The sequence below is a fragment of the Azospirillum sp. CT11-132 genome (assembly GCF_047302835.1).
GTDB lineage: Bacteria > Pseudomonadota > Alphaproteobacteria > Azospirillales > Azospirillaceae > Azospirillum.
In genome coordinates, this window is record NZ_JBGLZA010000003.1 from 1,757,976 (window position 1) to 1,775,591 (window position 17,616).

At 69.0% G+C, this 17,616-nt stretch carries 17 protein-coding genes and 1 pseudogene; 11 read left to right on the forward strand and 7 right to left on the reverse strand.

Annotated elements, in window-relative coordinates; all coding sequences use genetic code 11:
• Positions 1-373 precede the first annotated feature (373 nt).
• The 5 genes and pseudogenes from ACCD06_RS14160 to ACCD06_RS14180 all read left to right on the forward strand — a co-directional run.
• Positions 374-1,054 (forward strand): annotated as a pseudogene (locus ACCD06_RS14160) (methyl-accepting chemotaxis protein); the annotation flags it as partial.
• Positions 1,055-1,107: 53 nt separating this feature from the next.
• Complete coding sequence (locus ACCD06_RS14165; RefSeq protein ID WP_109153489.1) at positions 1,108-1,413, forward strand: STAS domain-containing protein; 306 nt, start codon at positions 1,108-1,110, stop codon at positions 1,411-1,413.
• 5 nt (positions 1,414-1,418) lie between these two features.
• Positions 1,419-2,231 (forward strand): ATP-binding protein, encoded by an 813-nt coding sequence (locus tag ACCD06_RS14170; protein WP_413341361.1) that lies wholly within the window; start codon positions 1,419-1,421, stop codon positions 2,229-2,231.
• Positions 2,232-2,266: 35 nt separating this feature from the next.
• Positions 2,267-3,490 carry a response regulator gene (locus ACCD06_RS14175; protein WP_413341363.1) on the forward strand — a complete coding sequence of 408 codons (1,224 nt, stop codon included), beginning with the start codon at positions 2,267-2,269 and terminating at the stop codon, positions 3,488-3,490.
• Positions 3,487-4,704 carry a PP2C family protein-serine/threonine phosphatase gene (locus ACCD06_RS14180; protein WP_413341365.1) on the forward strand — a complete coding sequence of 406 codons (1,218 nt, stop codon included), beginning with the start codon at positions 3,487-3,489 and terminating at the stop codon, positions 4,702-4,704. The genes ACCD06_RS14175 and ACCD06_RS14180 overlap by 4 nt, the downstream gene beginning before the upstream one ends.
• A 100-nt stretch (positions 4,705-4,804) precedes the next feature.
• Here ACCD06_RS14180 and rpsD read toward each other — a convergent pair whose 3' ends face one another.
• Positions 4,805-5,419 carry a 30S ribosomal protein S4 gene (gene rpsD / locus ACCD06_RS14185; protein WP_014248629.1) on the reverse strand — a complete coding sequence of 205 codons (615 nt, stop codon included), beginning with the start codon at positions 5,417-5,419 and terminating at the stop codon, positions 4,805-4,807.
• 240 nt (positions 5,420-5,659) lie between these two features.
• On the opposite strand from rpsD, the gene ACCD06_RS14190 reads away from it, so the two are divergent.
• The 4 genes from ACCD06_RS14190 to ACCD06_RS14205 all read left to right on the forward strand — a co-directional run bounded on the left by ACCD06_RS14190 (position 5,660) and on the right by ACCD06_RS14205 (position 8,994).
• The gene (locus ACCD06_RS14190; RefSeq protein ID WP_413341367.1) at positions 5,660-6,802 is read left to right on the forward strand and encodes an NAD(P)/FAD-dependent oxidoreductase; all 1,143 of its coding nucleotides are present in this window, start codon (positions 5,660-5,662) and stop codon (positions 6,800-6,802) included.
• A gap of 143 nt (positions 6,803-6,945) precedes the next feature.
• Positions 6,946-7,422, forward strand: a complete 477-nt coding sequence (locus ACCD06_RS14195; protein WP_042689584.1) for an Hsp20 family protein — start codon at positions 6,946-6,948, stop codon at positions 7,420-7,422.
• A 114-nt stretch (positions 7,423-7,536) separates the two neighbouring features.
• A complete protein-coding gene (locus tag ACCD06_RS14200) occupies positions 7,537-7,758 on the forward strand; it encodes a DUF1150 family protein (protein WP_109153517.1) in 222 nt (73 codons plus the stop codon).
• A 159-nt stretch (positions 7,759-7,917) separates the two neighbouring features.
• A complete protein-coding gene (locus ACCD06_RS14205; RefSeq protein WP_109157035.1) occupies positions 7,918-8,994 on the forward strand; it encodes a hypothetical protein in 1,077 nt (358 codons plus the stop codon).
• Positions 8,995-9,029: 35 nt separating this feature from the next.
• On the opposite strand, the gene ACCD06_RS14210 is transcribed toward ACCD06_RS14205, so the two are convergent.
• From ACCD06_RS14210 to rmuC, 4 genes are all read right to left on the reverse strand, one after another.
• On the reverse strand, positions 9,030-9,230 hold the full coding sequence (locus ACCD06_RS14210) for a hypothetical protein (protein WP_244560865.1): 201 nt from the start codon (positions 9,228-9,230) through the stop codon (positions 9,030-9,032).
• 128 nt (positions 9,231-9,358) lie between these two features.
• Positions 9,359-11,383: a methyl-accepting chemotaxis protein gene (locus ACCD06_RS14215; protein WP_413341371.1), complete on the reverse strand. Its 2,025-nt coding sequence runs from the start codon at positions 11,381-11,383 to the stop codon at positions 9,359-9,361.
• Positions 11,384-11,559: 176 nt separating this feature from the next.
• Positions 11,560-11,748: a hypothetical protein gene (locus ACCD06_RS14220; protein ID WP_109153504.1), complete on the reverse strand. Its 189-nt coding sequence runs from the start codon at positions 11,746-11,748 to the stop codon at positions 11,560-11,562.
• A 136-nt stretch (positions 11,749-11,884) separates the two neighbouring features.
• Positions 11,885-13,342: a DNA recombination protein RmuC gene (gene rmuC, locus ACCD06_RS14225; protein WP_247882817.1), complete on the reverse strand. Its 1,458-nt coding sequence runs from the start codon at positions 13,340-13,342 to the stop codon at positions 11,885-11,887.
• Between the two features lie 173 nt (positions 13,343-13,515).
• Here rmuC and ACCD06_RS14230 point away from each other — a divergent pair, with 173 nt between their 5' ends.
• On the forward strand, positions 13,516-14,109 hold the full coding sequence (locus ACCD06_RS14230; protein ID WP_109157033.1) for an NUDIX hydrolase: 594 nt from the start codon (positions 13,516-13,518) through the stop codon (positions 14,107-14,109).
• Here the strand turns inward: ACCD06_RS14230 and ACCD06_RS14235 are convergent.
• Complete coding sequence (locus ACCD06_RS14235; protein WP_413341373.1) at positions 14,106-15,347, reverse strand: ChaN family lipoprotein; 1,242 nt, start codon at positions 15,345-15,347, stop codon at positions 14,106-14,108. The two genes, ACCD06_RS14230 and ACCD06_RS14235, sit on opposite strands and share 4 nt — an antisense overlap.
• 282 nt (positions 15,348-15,629) lie before the next feature.
• On the opposite strand from ACCD06_RS14235, the gene ACCD06_RS14240 reads away from it, so the two are divergent.
• Positions 15,630-16,367, forward strand: coding sequence for an SDR family NAD(P)-dependent oxidoreductase (locus tag ACCD06_RS14240; RefSeq protein WP_109153506.1), 738 nt, complete (start codon positions 15,630-15,632; stop codon positions 16,365-16,367).
• Between the two features lie 45 nt (positions 16,368-16,412).
• On the opposite strand, the gene ACCD06_RS14245 is transcribed toward ACCD06_RS14240, so the two are convergent.
• Positions 16,413-17,576: a pyridoxal phosphate-dependent aminotransferase gene (locus ACCD06_RS14245; RefSeq protein WP_413341376.1), complete on the reverse strand. Its 1,164-nt coding sequence runs from the start codon at positions 17,574-17,576 to the stop codon at positions 16,413-16,415.
• Positions 17,577-17,616 lie beyond the last annotated feature (40 nt).

Below are 17,616 nucleotides of genomic sequence, written 5' to 3' on the forward strand. Positions count from 1 at the left end.
CGCGGTCACTGCGGAGCTGCTGTCGACATGGCTCGGTTTCGCCGATGTGCAGCGCCGCACGCTGGACGTCGTGCAGGGCGAGCTGACGCGGACCTCGAACCATGTGGAGACCTCCACCCTCGACCTGTCGGACCGCTTCCGCGAGCTGGCCCAGAAGGCGCTGGAACAGTCGGAACGGGTGGCCCAGATCGTCGCCATGGCCGGGTCGGTCGACATCGACGGCGAACGGGTGCCGCTCGACACGCTGGTCGTCGGCATGCAGGACGTCATCACCGACATGGTGACCAACATCGTCACCCTGTCGCGTCACGCCATGAGCATGGTCTATCTGCTGGACGACGTGCAGAAGGACGTGGCCGAGCTGGAGAAGTCGATCGGCGACATCGACGGCATCAACCGCCAGACCAACTTCCTGGCGCTGAACGCCACCATCGAGGCCAGCCGCGCCGGCGAGGCCGGGCGCACCTTCGCCGTGGTGGCGCAGGAGGTGCGCCACCTCTCCCGCTCCACCGGCGAGCTGGCCGAGCGCATGCGCAGCAAGGTCACCGCCGTGGTAAAGGGCGTCCGCAACGGCCACGACATCCTGCGCCAGATCGCCAACACCGACATGTCGCCGCAGATGCTGGCCAAGGAGCGCGTCGACAAGACGATGGACAGCCTGGTGGCGCAGACCAACCATTTCCAGTCGGTGCTGGAAACCGCTGCCTCGGTGTCGTCCGACATGTCCGCCACCATCGCCCATGTCATCACCGGCATGCAGTTCCAGGACCTGACCAAGCAGCGGATCGAGGCGATCAACGACAGCCTCGCCATCATGGGCGCCGGGCTGGGAGAGCTGGAAACCCAAATCCGCGCCCAGGTGCCCGCCGGCATCGGCGCGCGGGAGCCGGAGGAATGGCTGAACCAGCTGATGGGTCGATTCACGCTGAGCGAGATGCGCGAGCGCTTCGTCCGCAAGCTGCTGCTGGAAGGCACCGCGCTGGACGAAAACGGCGTGCTCGACCTCAATGCCGCAGGGGGAAGCGGCTCGGGCGGTGATATTGAACTCTTCTAGCGCGGTGCGCCCGCCGCCTGTACAGTGAACCACTTTTCCGGAAAGACGGGCCTATGGATTACGGCATAGAAGTGCGCGACCAGGAGGCGGTCGTCCGCCTGCGCGGCCGGCTGACCTTCAACGATCATGCAAAGTTGCGGACCCTGATCGGCGAAATGGGGCAGAACAAGCTCAAGCGCCAGGTGCTCGACCTGTCGTCGCTCGAGTTCGTCGATTCCGCCGGCATCGGCATGCTGCTGATCGCGCGGGAGGAAATGGACCGCGCCGCCAAGCAATTCGTCCTGCGGGGCGCCGCCGGCCAAGTGAAGCGGGTGCTGACCGTGGCGCAGATCGCCAAGATCGTTGCGATGGAGGACTGATCCCGGTGAGCGACGGGACGGCCCAGAGCATGGCCCAGAGCGCGGCCGACAGCGCGGCCCGGGGCGCGACCGGGACGGTCGGATGCCGCACCCGCTTCGCCGGCCTCGCGGCTCCGGGGATGCCGGCCGAACGGCTTGGGCGGCTGGCTCAGGGTCTGGGTCTGGCCCCGGTTGCGGAGCCCGCCGGGCCGGCGGCGCTGGCTGTCCTGCTGACCGGAGCGGACCCCGGCGCCGACGAGCTGTGGCTTCCCCCGGTCGCCGCCTGGATCGAACCGCCGGACGGCAGCGATGCCGCGGGGCTGGTCCCGCTGCTCGCCGAAGCGGCGGGCAACGACCTCTACCTCAACCTGACCACCGCGACCGCCCATGACATCCAACTCGGCGGGCGGCTGCTGGCCGCGCTGAACGCGCGCCATCGGCTGGACGGGGACCGCCGCGACGATCTGGAGCTGGCCCTGCACGAGGCGGTCAGCAACGCGCTGGTCCATGGCAACCTGGGCGTCGCCGGCATGAAGGAGCTGAGCGCGCAGGAACTGGAACGCTTTTCCCGCGACCTGGGCGATCGTCTGGCCGACCCGACCCTGGCCGCCCGCCGCATCGTCATCGCGTTGCGGATCGATCCTGCGGAAGATGGGCTGGCAGAAGATGACCGCGCGCTGGCGACGGTGGAGGTCACCGACGAAGGCGAAGGCTTCACCCCCGGCCCGCGCACCAGTTCCGGCGCCTCCGGCCGCGGTCTGGACCTGATCGGCAACATCGCCGAAGAGCTGGAGATCGCAAATGGCGGCCGCAGCATCCGCCTGAGGTTCCGGCTGTGACCGCGGTGGGATGGCATAGCCCCGGCTGCACGGCCGTGTCGGCGCCGCCGGACGGGCTTGCCAATCCGCAGCGACCGGACGGCCGCGCCTGCGAATACCAGGACCCCGACTGCACCATCCTCGATTGCCCGATCCTGGTGGTGGACGACACCGCCTTCAACCGCACCCTGATCGGCGCCTTCCTCGCCGAGGCCGGCTTCCGCAGGGTCTCCTTCGCCGCAAGCGGGCTGGAGGCCCTGGCGATGATCGAGGCCGCCCTCCCCGACCTGCTGATCCTCGACATCATGATGCCGGGAATGGACGGGTTCGAGGTCTGCCGCCGCCTGCGCGCCATGCCGGAGACCGCCGACCTGCCGATCCTGGTGCAGACCGCGCTGTCGTCCGGCGAGGACCGCAACCGCGCCTTCGCTGCCGGCACCACCGATCTGGTGTCGAAGCCGCTGGAGCGCACCGAGTTGCTGGCCCGCGTGCGCATCCATCTGGAAGACCGGGTGCTGATCCGCCGTCTGCAGGCCTATCGGGCGCGGGTGGAGGCGGAACTGGCCATCGCCCGGTCGATGCACGAGCACCTGCTGCCGACCCCGGCGCAATGCGACGCGGTGGCCGCCGCCGCCGGCTGTCGCCTGCGGGCCCACAGCGCGATCTCCCCCCATCTCGGCGGCGACCTGTGGGGGCTCCTGCCGCTCGGCGGAGGGCGCTTCGGCGTCTATCTGCTGAATGTCGCCGGCCGCGGGGTTTCGGCGGCGCTGAACGCCTTCCGCCTGCATACCCTTCTGCAGGAGCTTGGACCCGTTCACGGCCAGGATGCCTCCGGCCTGCTGACCGCGCTGAACGACCGCGCCGCCGGGCTTCTGGCAGCGGGGGAAAAGGCGACCATGACCTATGGGGTGGTGGACGGCAAGGCCGGCCGCTTCATCCACGCCTCGGCCGACGGCGCCCCGCCGATGATCCTGGATGGTGACGGCGGGCCGCATTTCGGCCTGGCCACCGGCCTGCCGATCGGCATCGCCCCCGGCACCCGCTATCGCAGCGAAATGATGGAACTGCCGCGCGGCGGCGTGCTGGCGCTCTACTCCGTCGCTGTGCTGGAAGCGCTGGACGCCGGCGGGACCGGAATCGGGCTTGGCTGGATGATCGCCCGCGCGGTGGCGGAAGGCGAGGGTTTCGACGCGGTGGTCCGTTCGCTGGGCTTTGCCCTGGGCCGGGCCAGCGGCGACGACCACACCTTGCTGTGGATCGAGCGGGAGTCGGCGCCATGACCGGTTCGCCGCCACCCGGCCTGCTGCCGGTCGAGACGCGCGATGCCTTCGACGGGCTGGCCGGCGCCCGTGTGCTGGTCGTCGACGACAACCGCATCAACCGCCATCTGCTGCTGGCATTACTGGAGCGCGGCGGCATCACCCTGATCGAACAGGCGGAGGACGGGCACGACGCCCTGGTCCGGATCGAGCGGTTCAAGCCCGACCTCGTGCTGCTCGACCTGATGATGCCGCAGATGGACGGGTTCGAGATGTGCCGGCGCCTGCGCGCCGATCCGCGCTGGAAATCGCTGCCGGTCCTGGTGCAGTCCAGCCTGAACCGGGCGGAGGATCGCGCCCGCGCCTTCGCCGCCGGGGCGACCGACTATGTTACCAAGCCGATCAACGCGGTGGAACTGCTGGCCCGCGTCCGCATTCATCTGCGCAAGCGCACCATGCTGCGCGACCTGCAGCAGTATCACGGCCGCACGGAAGCCGAGCTGGAGCTGGCCCGTGCCATGCAGGCCCGGATGCTGCCCGGCCCCGACCGCCTGGCGGAGCTGGAGGCGGCGACCGGCATCGCCATCCACACCCATTTCGCCCCCTCGTCCGAGCTGGGCGGCGATTTCTGGGGAATCAATCGGCTGCCGGACGGCCGGGTGGCCATCTATCTGGTCGACTTCTCCGGCCATGGCGTCGGGGCGGCGCTGAACACCTTCCGGCTGGACGCCATCTGTCGCCAGATCGGCAGCACGGAACTGAGCCCGGCGGAGTTCCTGGCCGCCGTCAACCGCCGGCTGTGCGGGCTGCTGCCCTGCGGCCAGTTCGCGACGATGCTGACCGGCGTGATCGACCCGGCGGCCGGCCTGTTCCACTATGCCTCGGCCGGATCGACGGCGCCGATGATGTGGCATCCGGGCGATGAGGCGCCGCGGCTGGGCGACGGTAGCGGCCTGCCGCTCGGCCTGCTGGCGTCGGCCAGCTACGACAGCCGCCTGATGCCGATGCCGCCCGGCGCCCGCCTCTTCCTCTATTCCGACGCCGCCATCGAGATCCCGATCGGCGGCGAGGACAGCCACGAGGTTCTGGACGAATACGGTCTCGCCACCCTCTTCGCCCGCCGTCTGCAGGAGCCGGACGACGCCGCCCTGCTGTCCGGCTTGCTCGGCGACCTGAAGGCGACCGGCCCCATCGACGACGACCTGACGGCGCTGCTGCTGACGCGGCGGAAATAACACCGCATGCGGGAGGGACCGCATTGGCAAGCGACCAGCTGAAAAGCAAAAAGGCCGCTCCCGAGGGAGCGGCCTTTCGCGTTCGGCGGGAGCCGACCGATCAGCGCGAGTAGAACTCGATGACCAGGTTCGGTTCCATCTGGACCGGGTACGGAACGTCGGCCAGCAGCGGGGCGCGGACGAAGCGGCCCTTCAGCGCGCTGCTGTCGACTTCCAGGTAATCGGGGATGTCACGCTCGCCGGAAGCGGAGGCTTCCAGGATCAGCGCCATCTGCTTGGACTTGGCGCGCACCTCGACGGTGTCGTTGTCCTTGATGCGGGCCGACGCGATGTTCAGGCGGCGGCCGTTGACCAGGATGTGGCCGTGGTTGATCAGCTGGCGCGCGGCGAACGGGGTCGGCGCGAACTTCATGCGGTAGACCACCGCGTCCAGACGACGCTCCAGCAGACCGACCAGGTTCTCGCCGGTGTCGCCCTTGCGGCGGACGGCCTCGGCATAAATGCGGCGGAACTGCTTCTCGCCGATGTTGCCGTAGTAGCCCTTCAGCTTCTGCTTGGCCATCAGCTGCAGACCGTAGTCCGACGGCTTCTTGCGGCGCTGGCCATGCTGGCCCGGGCCATACTCGCGCTTGTTCAGCGGGCTCTTGGCACGGCCCCACAGGTTGACGCCAAGGCGGCGGTCGATCTTGTACTTGGACTCTTGACGCTTGCTCATAACTCTCAGGCCTCGTTGGACACGAGTTGATGTTGTCCCGGTAGTTCCGTCCGCCTTGTTACAGGCGGCGGACGGGGCGTCAAAGATTGCGCGCGCCCGCTTTCCCAGGAGGTGAAGGCGCGCACAATACCCATTGGCGGGCCGGAGTCAAGCCTGACGGCATATCCGGAACTTCTTGCGCACGCCCCTTCTTTGCGCTCCCCTTCCCGGCACAAGATTCGGCAGGCAGGAATAGGCGCGATGGAACGGGTGGAGTGCGTGGTCGTCGGCGCGGGCGTGGTCGGGCTGGCGGTGGCGCGGCGGCTGGCGCAGGCCGGGCGCGAGGTGATCGTGCTGGAGGAGGCGGACGCCATCGGCACCGGCACCAGCTCCCGCAACTCCGAGGTTATCCATGCCGGCATCTATTATCCGACCGGCAGCCTGCGCGCCCGGCTGTGCGTGCCCGGCCGCGACGCGCTCTATGACTATTGCGCCGCCCATGGCGTCGAGCATCGCCGCGTCGGCAAGCTGATCGTCGCGACGGAGGAGAACCAGTTGCCCAAGCTGGCGGCGATCCGCGCCCAGGCCGCCGCGAACGGCGTCACCGACCTGACCGAGATCGATGCCGCCACCGCGCGGGCGTGGGAGCCCAACCTGCGCACCGTCGGCGCCCTGCTGTCGCCCTCCACCGGCATCATCGACAGCCACGGGCTGATGCTGGCCCTGCTGGGCGACGCGGAAGAGGCCGGGGCGATGCTGGCGCTGCTGAGCCCGCTGACGCGCTCGCACCGAACCGCCACCGGCTTCGAACTGGAGGTCGGTGGGGCGGAGCCGATGCGCATCGCCTGCTCCACCCTGGTCAATGCCGCCGGATTGGGCGCCTGGGGCGTGGCGCGCGGGCTGGAGGGGCTGGATGCCGCCCATGTGCCGCCGCGCGTGCTGGCAAAGGGCAATTACTATGCGCTGGCCGCCGGCCGCTCGCCCTTCTCGCGGCTGGTCTATCCGGTGCCGGTGGAGGGCGGTCTGGGCGTGCACCTGACGCTGGACCTCGCCGGACAGGCACGATTCGGTCCCGACGTGGAGTGGCTGGGCGATGTGGAGGGCAGCGTTGATTACGCCGTCGATCCCGCCCGCGCCGACTCCTTCTATGGCGCGGTGCGCGCCTATTGGCCGGGGCTGCCGGACGGCGCGCTGGTGCCGGCCTATTCCGGCGTGCGGCCGAAGCTGAGCGGGCCGGGGCAACCGCAGGCCGACTTCCTGATCCAGGGTCCGGACACCCACGGGGTGGACGGTCTGGTCAATCTGTTCGGCATCGAATCGCCGGGCCTGACCTCCTGTCTGGCCATCGCCGACGCGGTGGCGGTGGCACTCGGCGAGGCGCCTGAGATTCTTAACCATTCCTGAGGCTCACAGGGTTCTTGACCGCGACCTCGGCTCTCCCAATCTATAGGCATGGCGGCGCCGGCCGATGCTGGGCCGCCGACCCGCCGGGCGCCGGAAACGGGCCCATCTTCCGCAACTCGCTCCCGTCGTGAGGAGGATGCGTCGTGACGACTCGCCTTTCGCTCTTCAACAGCCCGCTGCTGCTTGGCTTCGACCAGTTCGAGCGCACGCTCGACCGGATCGCCAAGAATTCGGCCGAAGGCTATCCCCCCTACAACATCGAGCAGATCGGCGACGACGGCCTGCGCATCACGCTCGCCGTGGCCGGCTTCACCTCCGATGACCTGTCGGTCCAGATAGAGGACAACCAGCTGGTCATCCGCGGCCGCCAGACCGACGACAAGTCGCGCGTCTACCTGCACCGCGGCATCGCCGCGCGGCAGTTCCAGCGCAGCTTCGTCCTGGCCGAGGGGATCGAGGTGGTGGGCTGCTCGCTCGACAACGGGCTGCTCAACATCGACCTGACCCGCCCGATGCCGGAACCGAAGGTCCGCACCATCAAGATCGAGCAGCCGAAGAAGGCCGCCGGCGGCGCCATGCCCCGCACCATCGACGTGTCCGCCGATGGCCGGGACGACTGATCGCCGGAAAGTCTGATCCAGGTCACAGCCTTCACCCCCGTTCTCCGACACTCTACCCCCGACACTCTGCACGCGCGGTCGCCCATGACGGGGAGCCGCCGGGAGATCACTATCATGATGAACGATACCCACACCCAGCTGCGCCAGCTGTCGCCCCAGGATTTCGCCAGCTTCGGCCTGGGCGACGTGGCCTATGTCCGCCCGGTCGAGATGGACGGAACCGCCGCCTTCGCCATCCACGCCGCCGACGGCACGCCGCTGAGCGTGGTGGCCGACCGCGAACTGGCCTTCGCCGCCATCATCCAGAACGATATGGAGCCGGTCAGCGTCCATTGACCGGTTCGGCCGGGGCGCCGCCGCCATCGGCGGGCGCCCCCCGCCGGTTGCGCTGCAATCCGCCACATCTCGATCCTTGTCAGCCCTGACTCCTGTTGTAAGGTGCGCTCTGCGATAATCGCCGAGACAAGACGCGAAGAGGCAGTGGGGGACGGTCGGTTGGACGGCGGGGCAAGCGAAACGGCGGCGGATGCGAAGTCCGCTCCCGATACGGAAAAGCGCAGGGCCTGGGATGACGAGGCGCGCGATTCCCTTCACATCCTGCCCTTGTCGGCGATCCCATTGGAAACGCCCGGCCTCCAGCATGCGCGCCTGATCAAGAATGTCCGGCTGCAGACGGTGGTGGAGATGTTCCGCGATGCCCAGACCGGCAGCGGGCAAGTCTCCCCCCGTCACATCCCCGCCTATTTCGAATCCTACAAGGACGAGGTCGAACGCGATCTGGTGAAGCTGGAGAAGATCGGCGCCGCCTCCAGCTTTGACGTCTATTCCTCACGGATCGAACTGCGCCGGCTGAACATCGACGTCAACAATGTCGAATCGCTGACCCTGTCCGACCGCAAGAAGGCCGAGCTGACCAACTACATGCGGGTCTTCACCCGGCCGCTGATGGAATATGTCTATGGCACGGAGGAGCTGCAGGTCTCCGACGTGACCGACATCATCCAGCTGTTCGCCAATCCCAACCGGGACGAGGCTCTGCGCAACCTGCGCATGATGGCCGACCGGCTGGACATTGGCCTGGGCGAGATCCCGCAATTTCTCGAGGAATACGGCGACGTCTTCCTGTCGCTGGCCTATTTCCGCAAATGCCTGGACGAGATCGTGCCGGAGGTGCAGCGCTTCGTCGGCTGGATGGGCGAAATTCGCAGCTCCGCCGAGGTCAAGCGCGACCCCCGCCAGATCAGGATGCTCGACGACATCGCCCGCGACCTGACCGACATCTCGACCTCCATCACCGGCCGGTTCGAGAGCTTCGACAACCGATCGAAGGACTTCTGGAGCGACATCAACGCCGACACCTTCCGGTCGATCCGCGAACTGATCTCGTCCCACCACGTCACCATCGGCGGGGTGCTGTGCGGTCTGGCGGTGAAGATGAATCTGTGGAAGCACCGCTTCGCCCGCGGCGGCGGCGGCCCCAACCGGCGCATGGAGTTCGTGAAGTCGGAGATCCTGCCCGGCCTGTCGCACATCAAGGCGCTGGAACAGTCGGCGCGGACCGGCCACCTGTAGTCGCCGGCCGCTCTCCGCCCGATCCCCACCAGCCTTCAATCCATCGACAGCATCTTCCCCATGCCGTTGTCCAGCAGGATGGTGGCGAACAGCGTCAGGATCGGGATCAGAAACATCAGCCCGATGACGCATCGCACGATCAGGTCCTTGCGTCGGGCGGAGCGGCACAGCGGGCAGTCGTCGGGACCATGCCCGTAATCGGACCCGCAATAGGGACAGGCTGTGGTGTCGACCATGGCAGACGGGCTTTCAGCATGGGCGGGAGGCCCTGGAACCAAGGCCATTCTGGACCCGCGCCCCCGCCCGTCGTCATGAAATCCCTGTCATACTTAAGGCTTTTCCCGTCCTGTGGCGAGCCAGCCGCTCAGGCCGCATGATCCATCGGCACCAGCCCGCCGACGCTGCGGCCGAACTGCGCCGCGAACCGGTCGCGCTCGGCCCCGGCCAGGGTGAAGGTGACATGCAGACGGCCGGCAGCACCGCGTTCCAGAGCGCGCACGACGGCAGGCACCGGCTCCAGCCCCGGCAGCGCAACGCGCAGCGCGGTGCCTTCCGCCAGTCCGTTCCACGCCTCCTGTGGCAGGCCACTCAGTTGGGCACCGCCTTCCGAGGCGTTGTCGACCGTCACCGGCACATCGCGCCCGGCCACCGTCAGCCGGCCCGGACGGTTCAGCGGATAGCGCGGAGCGGCCCGGCGGTTCACCTCCGGCGTCGCCGTGCGGATCGCCTCGATCAGGACGCGGCGGAGCTGGTCGATGCTGGTGGCGACGCGGGTGGACAGCGCATTGACTTCGCTGGCCCGCTCGCCGGTGGCCGTGGCCTCCTGAGACACGGCGGCGATGCGGGCCGCCACCTCCTGCGCGGCGTTGGAGGTCTGGACGACGTTGCGGGCGATCTCGCCGGTCGCCGCCTCCTGCTCCTCGATGGCGGCGGCGACGGTGGCCGACACCGATTCGACGCCGCGCACCCGCTCGGCGATGGCGCGCACGGCATTCACCGCCTCCGCCGTGGTGGCCTGGATGGCGGCGATCTGGCTTTCGATCTCGTCGGTCGCCCGCGCGGTCTGGCCGGCCAACTGCTTCACCTCGCTCGCGACCACGGCGAAGCCCTTGCCCGCCTCGCCAGCCCGCGCCGCCTCGATGGTGGCGTTGAGCGCCAGCAAATTGGTCTGGCCGGCGACGTCGTTGATGAGGTCGGTCACCTCGCCGATGCGGGTCACCGCCTCGGCCAGACGCTGGATGGTCTCCTCCGCCCGGACCGACGCGCCGACGGCGTCGCCGGTCATCGTGGTGGCGGTGCCGATCTGGGCCGCGATCTCGCGGATGGAGGCGCTGAGCTGCTCCGACGCGGCGGCCACGGTCTGGGCGTTCGACAGCGCCTGGGTCGCGGCGGCGGCGACATTCTGGCTGTTGTCGCTGACCGCACGGGCCGATTCGGCCATGCGGGTGGCATTGCCGGCCATCTGGCTGGTCTGGCTGGCGACCACGTCGACCGCGTTCGACGCCTCGGTCTCCACCGTTTCGGCCATGCGCTGCAGGGCCGCCTGCTTCTCGCGCTCCGACCGCTCGCGCTCCTCGTCGCGCAGACGGCGCAGGCGCTCGGCCTCCTCGGCATTCTGCTTGAAGACGTTGAGCGCCTGGGCCATCGCCCCCACCTCGTCGCCGCGGTCAGCGCCGGGAATGGCGACGGCGAGGTTGCCCTGGGCCAGGGTCCGCATCGCCACCGTCAGTTCACCCACCGGCCGCACCACCCGGCGCCGGATGCCCAACACGCCCAGCACCACGACCACCAGCACCAGGGCCGACACACCCCACACCGCGGTCATGAACAGGCTCTCGCGCCCGGCGGCATAAACCTCCGTCTCGCTGTTGTAGCGGGTGGTGTCCTCGACGATCCGGTCGACGACGGCGCGGTGGGCGGCATAGGCCTCGGCGATGGCGGCGTAGGAGGCGCGCGCCGCCGCCTCGTCCTTGCGGGCCAGCGCCGGCAGGAATCTCGTCTCGATTTCGCTCCAGAAGCGCATCACCGGCGCGTGGGAGGTCCGGGTCAACTGGTCGACCAGCGCCGGCTCGAAGCCCTCCTTCAGCCAATACTCGTGCCGCTCGTCATAATCCTTGCGCAGCTGCGCCAGCCGCGTGCGGCGCTGTCCGACCGACGCCGGGTCGTTCATCGCCAACGTCGCCTCAAGATAGGCTTCGATCACATATTCCGGCGGCGGCAGGATGTCGGCGATCAGGTCCTTGCCCAGGACGATGCGCTGGTAGATCGGCCCCCCCACCTTCAACTCGCGGATCGCCAGTGCGCCGGTGACGACCACCGCCAGGAAACCCAGCGTGACCACCACCCCGAACAGATTGGTAAGCGCGGCAATCCGGAGGTTTTTCAGCATGGTGCAACCCCTGCGCAAAGACGACAGCATAGGGTTGCTTCTCAAAATAAACCTAATGTGACAAGCAAAAAACTTGCTCGATTATCGGGTCTATTGGAAATGATGTTTCGTTAAGCGTTTTGCATACGGATTGTGCAGGGTCTGCGCAAGGGTCGACCAAAGAGCTGGACGCGATCTCAGGTCAAGACCAAGGTGCCGACCCAGCCAACCAGGGCAAGAATCACCAGCATCACCAGCAGAGCCACGATCACGGCATTGGTGCGCCGAATCGAACGGCAGCGCGGGCACCCCTCCTCGGCGGCGGGATAGCGGTGGGCGCAGCGGTCGCAGCGGACGGTCTGGTCGGTTGCGGTCTGGTCCGACATCGGCGGGTTCCATGCGGTCGAAGGGCGGTAACGCCGCATGGATAGCACGCCCGCCGCCGCACCGCAGCGTCGATGAGCGGCGGCCGGGCGCCGTCGCCGGTGGGGCGAAATGCCGCATCAACCGGCCGGACGCCCATCAATCGGCTGCGGTGGTCTCCACCGGCGGCACGGCGCGCAGTTCGGCCGCCTGCAAACGGCGCGGGCTGTGGTCCAGCGGTTCCAGCAGCGGCATCTCCGCCCCTTCCGGCGCGGCGTGCAGATCGCGGAAGCGGCGTGCGCTGACCAGAACGCGCGACTCCAGCGTCCCCACCGCGCTGTTGTAGCAGCCGACGGCCTTGTCCAACTGCCCGCCCAGCTTTTCCATATGGCCGCCCAGGTCGGACAGCCGCTTGTAGAGTTCAGCGCCCAGTGCGCTGATTTCGCGGGCATTGTCGGCCAGCCGCTCCTGCCGCCAGCCGTAGGCGACGGCGCGCAGAAGCGCGATCAGGGTGGTCGGCGTCGCCAGGATGACGCGATGGTCGATGCCGGCCTCGATCAGCGCCGGGTCCTGCTCCAGCGCCGCGGAGAAAAAGTTCTCGCCGGGCAGGAACAGCACGACAAATTCCGGGCTGTCGTCGAACTGGTCCCAATAGCCCTTGGTGCCGAGTTGCTTCATATGCTCGCGCACATGGCGGGCATGGCGGACCAGACCGTCGCGCCGCGCCACCTCCTCCACCGCCTGGATGCCGTCCAGATAGCCTTCCAGCGGCGTCTTGGCGTCGACCACGATGGTCTTGCCGCCGGGCAGCGTAACGATCAGGTCGGGGCGCAGCCGGCCGCTGTCGACCGACACCTGCTCGACGAAATCGCAATGGTCGAGCATGCCGGCCATCTCGCAAACCCGGCGCAACTGGATTTCGCCCCAGCGCCCGCGCGCCGCCGGGGTGCGCAGCGCACGGACGAGGTTGCCGGTCTCCGCCCGCAGTTGGGTCTGGGTTTCGACCAGCGACAGCACCTGCTGCTTCAGCCCCTCATAGGCGCCGGCCCGCGTGCTTTCCAATTCGCGGATCTGGCGGTCCATCGCTTCCAGCGACTGGCGCACCGGGTCGACGATGGCGGCGATGGCGGTCTGCCGCTTATCCAGATCGCCCTTCGCCTGTTCCTGGAAGCCGGTCAGCGTCTCCCGCGCCAGATCGAGGAAGCTGCGGTTGTTCTGGTGCAGCGCCTCCGCCGACAGGGCCTTGAAGCTGTCGGCCAGCGCCGCCTGGGCGCGCTCCAGCAGCGCCATCTTCTCCGCCGCAGCGGTGCGCTCCGCCTCCAGCCGGGTGGACATCTGGGCATGGCGTTCGCGGGCGTCGGCGACCTCGCCATGCAGACGGGCGATCTGGTGGTCGCGCGCCTCGATCTCCTCGCGCAGGTCGTCCTCGGTCCGTTCGGCGAGGTCGAGACGGGTGGCGAACTCCGCATGCAGGGCGGCGGCGGCGGCTTCCGCCCGGCCGGCGGCGGCGCGCATCACCGCCCAGGCGACGGCGGCGCCCAACAGCAGGCCGGCCACCAGCCCGACCGCCAGCGACAGGCCGTCAATCACCATCCCGTTCACCAGGAACTGCGTCACCCCGACCACCCCCACACCACTGGCACCACCGCTGGCCCCACCACCGAAGCCGGCACAGCCTATCGGAACGAATCGCGAATTGGAACAGGCCGCGAACGGACAGAGGGCCGCACCGGCCGAGCCGCCGCTTTCCCCGCTTGCCCAACCAAGGATACGGCGCCATATCGGAAGCCATGCCGAACGACACGCTCCCCGACAAGAATTCCCCCGATTGCGGCCCCGACTGTGGGGGACCGCGCGTCCGCGCCATTCCGCCCGGCGAGGATCGCGAGCGGCTGATGTGCCCGGACTGCGGCTATATCGCCTACCAGAACCCGTTGATCGTGGTCGGGGCGGTGGCGACCTGGGAGGATGGCCGCATCCTGCTCTGCCGCCGCGCCATCGAACCGCGCAAGGGCTTCTGGACCCTGCCCGCCGGCTATATGGAAGAGCGCGAGAGCACCCGCGACGGCGCTGCCCGCGAAGCCTGGGAGGAGGCGCGGGCGCGCATCGACATCGACCATCTGCTGGCGATCTACGACATCCCGCGCATCAGTCAGGTCCAGATGATCTTCCGCGCCCGCCTGCTGTCCCCCGATGTCGAACCCGGCCCGGAAAGCCTGGAGGTCGGCCTGTTCGCCTGGAAGGACATCCCCTGGAGCGAGCTTGCCTTCCCCACCGTCGTCTGGGCCCTGCGCGAGCATCATGAGCGGCTCGGCCGCTCCGACTGCGCGCCGGCGGTCAATCCCACGCCGGACGCGCTCGCGCGGTGGGAGAAGATGCTTTAAGGCGTCCCTGTCTTCTCCGTCGGGAACTTCGCCACCAGTTCCTGCTCCGCCCCGTCGCGTCGGATGGTGAGCGGCAGCCAAGTGCCCGGCGCCTGACGGCGGATCACCGCCACCAGATCGGCCGGCGCGCGCACCGGCGTGCCGGCGGCGATCAGGATGCGGTCGCCGGTGCGCAGGCCGGCTGCAGCGGCGACGCTGCCGTCGCCGACCGCCCCGACCGTGATCCCTTCCGGCCCGGGGTCGAGCTGCACGCCCAGCTTGGGACGTTGCGGTTCGGCATCCTCTCGCGCCGGCCCCAGGCCGAAGACGGCATCGGCGATGCGGCCGTCCAGATCGTCGCAGTCGCGGTCGGCGTCCCAGGGCAGCAGCACGACGGCGTCGCGCATGCCGAGGTCGGCCAACTGGTGCGGCACGCCGTCCCGCCGGGCCACATGCCCCTCCCCCAGGATGCCAACCACGCTGCGGCCGGTGGCGCGGCGGGTCTCGGCGATCTTCTCCGCCATCGCGCGGTCCCAGACGCCTTGCGCCTCGATGAAGCGCTGGGCAGCCTTGTTGGGAGCATCGTCGGGCGCGGCGGCGCGGGCTTCCGAGTGGTCGTGCGCCGCCAGCGTCTCGGTCAGGCGGTTGCGGTAGGCCTCGGTCGGCGGGGCCGGCGTGCCGACACCCTCGCGGTCGGCCTCCGGGATGGCGGCCCAGCCATTGCGGGCGGTGCGGCTGACCAGCGATCGCTCCACATTCAGCGCCACCACCGGCAGCCGGTGCAGACGGGCGAACTGCAGGATCGGCAGATAGAATTGCGGATCGAAGCCCCAGACGCTGCGCCAGTCCGTCTGCTTCAGGAACTCGCCCTCCGTCAGTTCTCCCGCCACCCAGCGGTCGAGCACCGGCTGCAGCCGGCGCGGCAGCATCTCCATCCCGACGGCCAGATCGGGGTTCAGCGCGTGCAGCCCGGCCAGGGTATGGAGCTGCCAGCGGTGATGATCCGGCTTGTCATGCTGCTCCCCCAGCAGGATCACGGGCGCCTCGGCGATCCGGCGCAGCAGCGGCACCGGCTCCACCGCCGTTCCGGTGCCGTCCGCCCACACGCCGGGCGGCACGCAGCCGATGCGCGCGGCGTCCTCGGCCTTGGCCTCCGTGGCCCAAGCGGTGGGAGCGCTCAGGAACAGCGCCGCGACGGTCAGCAGGACGAAGCGGCGGCGCGGAACGGCGGCGGCGGGACGGAAGGGCTGGCGCGGCAAGGGCTGGCTCCGTCGGTGCGGGGATTGCGCCAAGGTTGGCGCTGCCGGGCGCAACGTCAATGGACAAAGCCGGCGATTGCGTCGTTCAGTCGCGCCCAACAGCGGATGGGCGGCCGGCATACTGGCGGATGACAGGCGAAGCGGCGGCGGGTAGGATCGCCGCAGGCGGTGGACCACCGGCGGATACGGGAGCGCCCGGCTCCCGCATCCGTAACCCCGAGGCCGTTCCCAGGGCGTCCGCCTTCCCCGCCGACCGCAATCATTCGTGAAGCGCAGCCCCCCATGCCGCACCGCAAAGTCGTCATTCTCACCGGCGCCAGCCGGGGTATCGGACACGCCACCGTCACCCGGTTCAGCAACGAAGGCTGGCGCGTGATCTCCTGCTCGCGCGAGGAGGTGCCGGACCATTGCCGGCGCGATCCCAACTGGACCCACCACATCCCGGCCGACCTGTCGGACCCGGCCAGCCGCGCCGCCTTCGTGGAGGAGGCGAACAAGGCGCTGGACGGCGCGCCGCTGCACGCCCTGATCAACAATGCCGGCATCTCGCCCAAGACCCCGATCAAGGAGCGGCTCGGCTGCCTGAACGGCTCGATCGAGGGCTGGCACCGGGTGTTCGAGCTGAACTTCTTCGCCGCCCTGGTGCTGGCGCGCGGCTTCGCCGCCCCGCTGTCGCGGGCGAAGGGGGCGATCGTCAACGTCACCTCCATCGCCGGCCATTCGGTGCATCCCTTCGCCGGCTCGGCCTATTCGACCTCGAAGGCGGCATTGTCCGGCCTGACCCGCGAAATGGCGGTGGAATTCGCTGAGATCGGCGTCCGCGTCAACGCCGTCGCTCCCGGCGAGATCGAGACCGCGATGACCGGCCCGGAATACGACGTGCTGATCCCGCGCATCCCGCTGAAGCGCATGGGCACGCCGGAGGATGTCGCCGCGGTGATCTTTTATCTCTGCGGGCCGGACTCCGCCTATGTGACGGGCACGGAGACCTTCATCACCGGCGGGCAGCATCTGTTTTGAGGGATGGACGGGGGCTGCCGCAGCCGCCCCCGTCCAACAGGTCCATTATTTCCCCGCCCGCCAGGCGATCAGCCGCCGCGCCGCCTCGGCGATGGTCTCCTCCGCCCCGGCGAAGCTGAAGCGCAGGAAGCGGCGGCCGCGGGCGGTGTCGAAGTCGATTCCGGGGGTGCAGGCGATGCCCGTCTCCTCCAGGATCTGCTTCGCCAGCGCCTCGCTGTCGTCGGTCATGTCAGACACGTCGGCATAGATGTAGAAGGCGCCGTCCGCCGGAGCCATCTTGGTGAAGCCCGCCTTCGGCAGTTCCTCCAGCAGCAGCGCGCGGTTGCGGGCATAGCGGGCGACGTGACCGTCTAGCTCCTCCGTGCAGTCGAATGCCGCGACCGCCGAGACCTGGCTGAGCGTCGGCGCAGAGATGAACAGGTTCTGCGCCAGACACTCGACCGAGCGCAGCAGGTCGTCCGGCACGATCATCCAGCCGAGACGCCAGCCGGTCATCGAGAAATATTTGGAGAAGCTGTTGACCACCAGTGCCTGATCGTTCACCTCGGCAGCCGTCACCGCGTCGGTGCCATAGGTCAGGCCGTGGTAGATCTCATCCGACACCATGCGCACGCCGTTGGCGCGGCACCAGTCGGAGAGCGCGGTCAGTTCCTCACGGCTCAGCATCGTGCCGGTCGGGTTGGCCGGGCTGGCGACGATCAGGCCCTGCACCGGCTCGTCCAGGGCTTCCAGCAGCTCGACGGTCGGCTGGAAGCGATGCTCCGGCCCGGTCGGCAGTTCCACCGGGACGACGCCTGCCGCGGTCAGGGTGTGGCGGTAGGCCGGGTAGCTGGGTGACGCCATCGCCACCCGGTCACCCGGATCGAAGGCAGCGAGGAAGCCCAGCTGGAAGGCGCCCGACGACCCGGTGGTGACGACCACGCGGCGCTCCGGCACATCGACGCCGTAACGGTCCTTGTACCATTTGGCGATGGCCGCACGCAGCGGCGGGATGCCGAGCGCGCCGGTGTAGCCCAGCGGGTCGGCGCCCACCACCGCGGTGGCCGCCGCCTGCACCACGCCCTTCGGCGCCCCGGTGGAGGGCTGCCCCACCTCCATATGCAGGACCTCCAGACCGGCGGCTTCGCGCTCGGCCGCGGCGTGCATCACTTCCATCACGAAGAAGGGCGGAATCGCGCCCCGCTTGGAAACCTTGGGCTGCTTGCTCATGATCGTCCGTCTCTAACTTTCTTTGGGCGGGCCGTTTTCC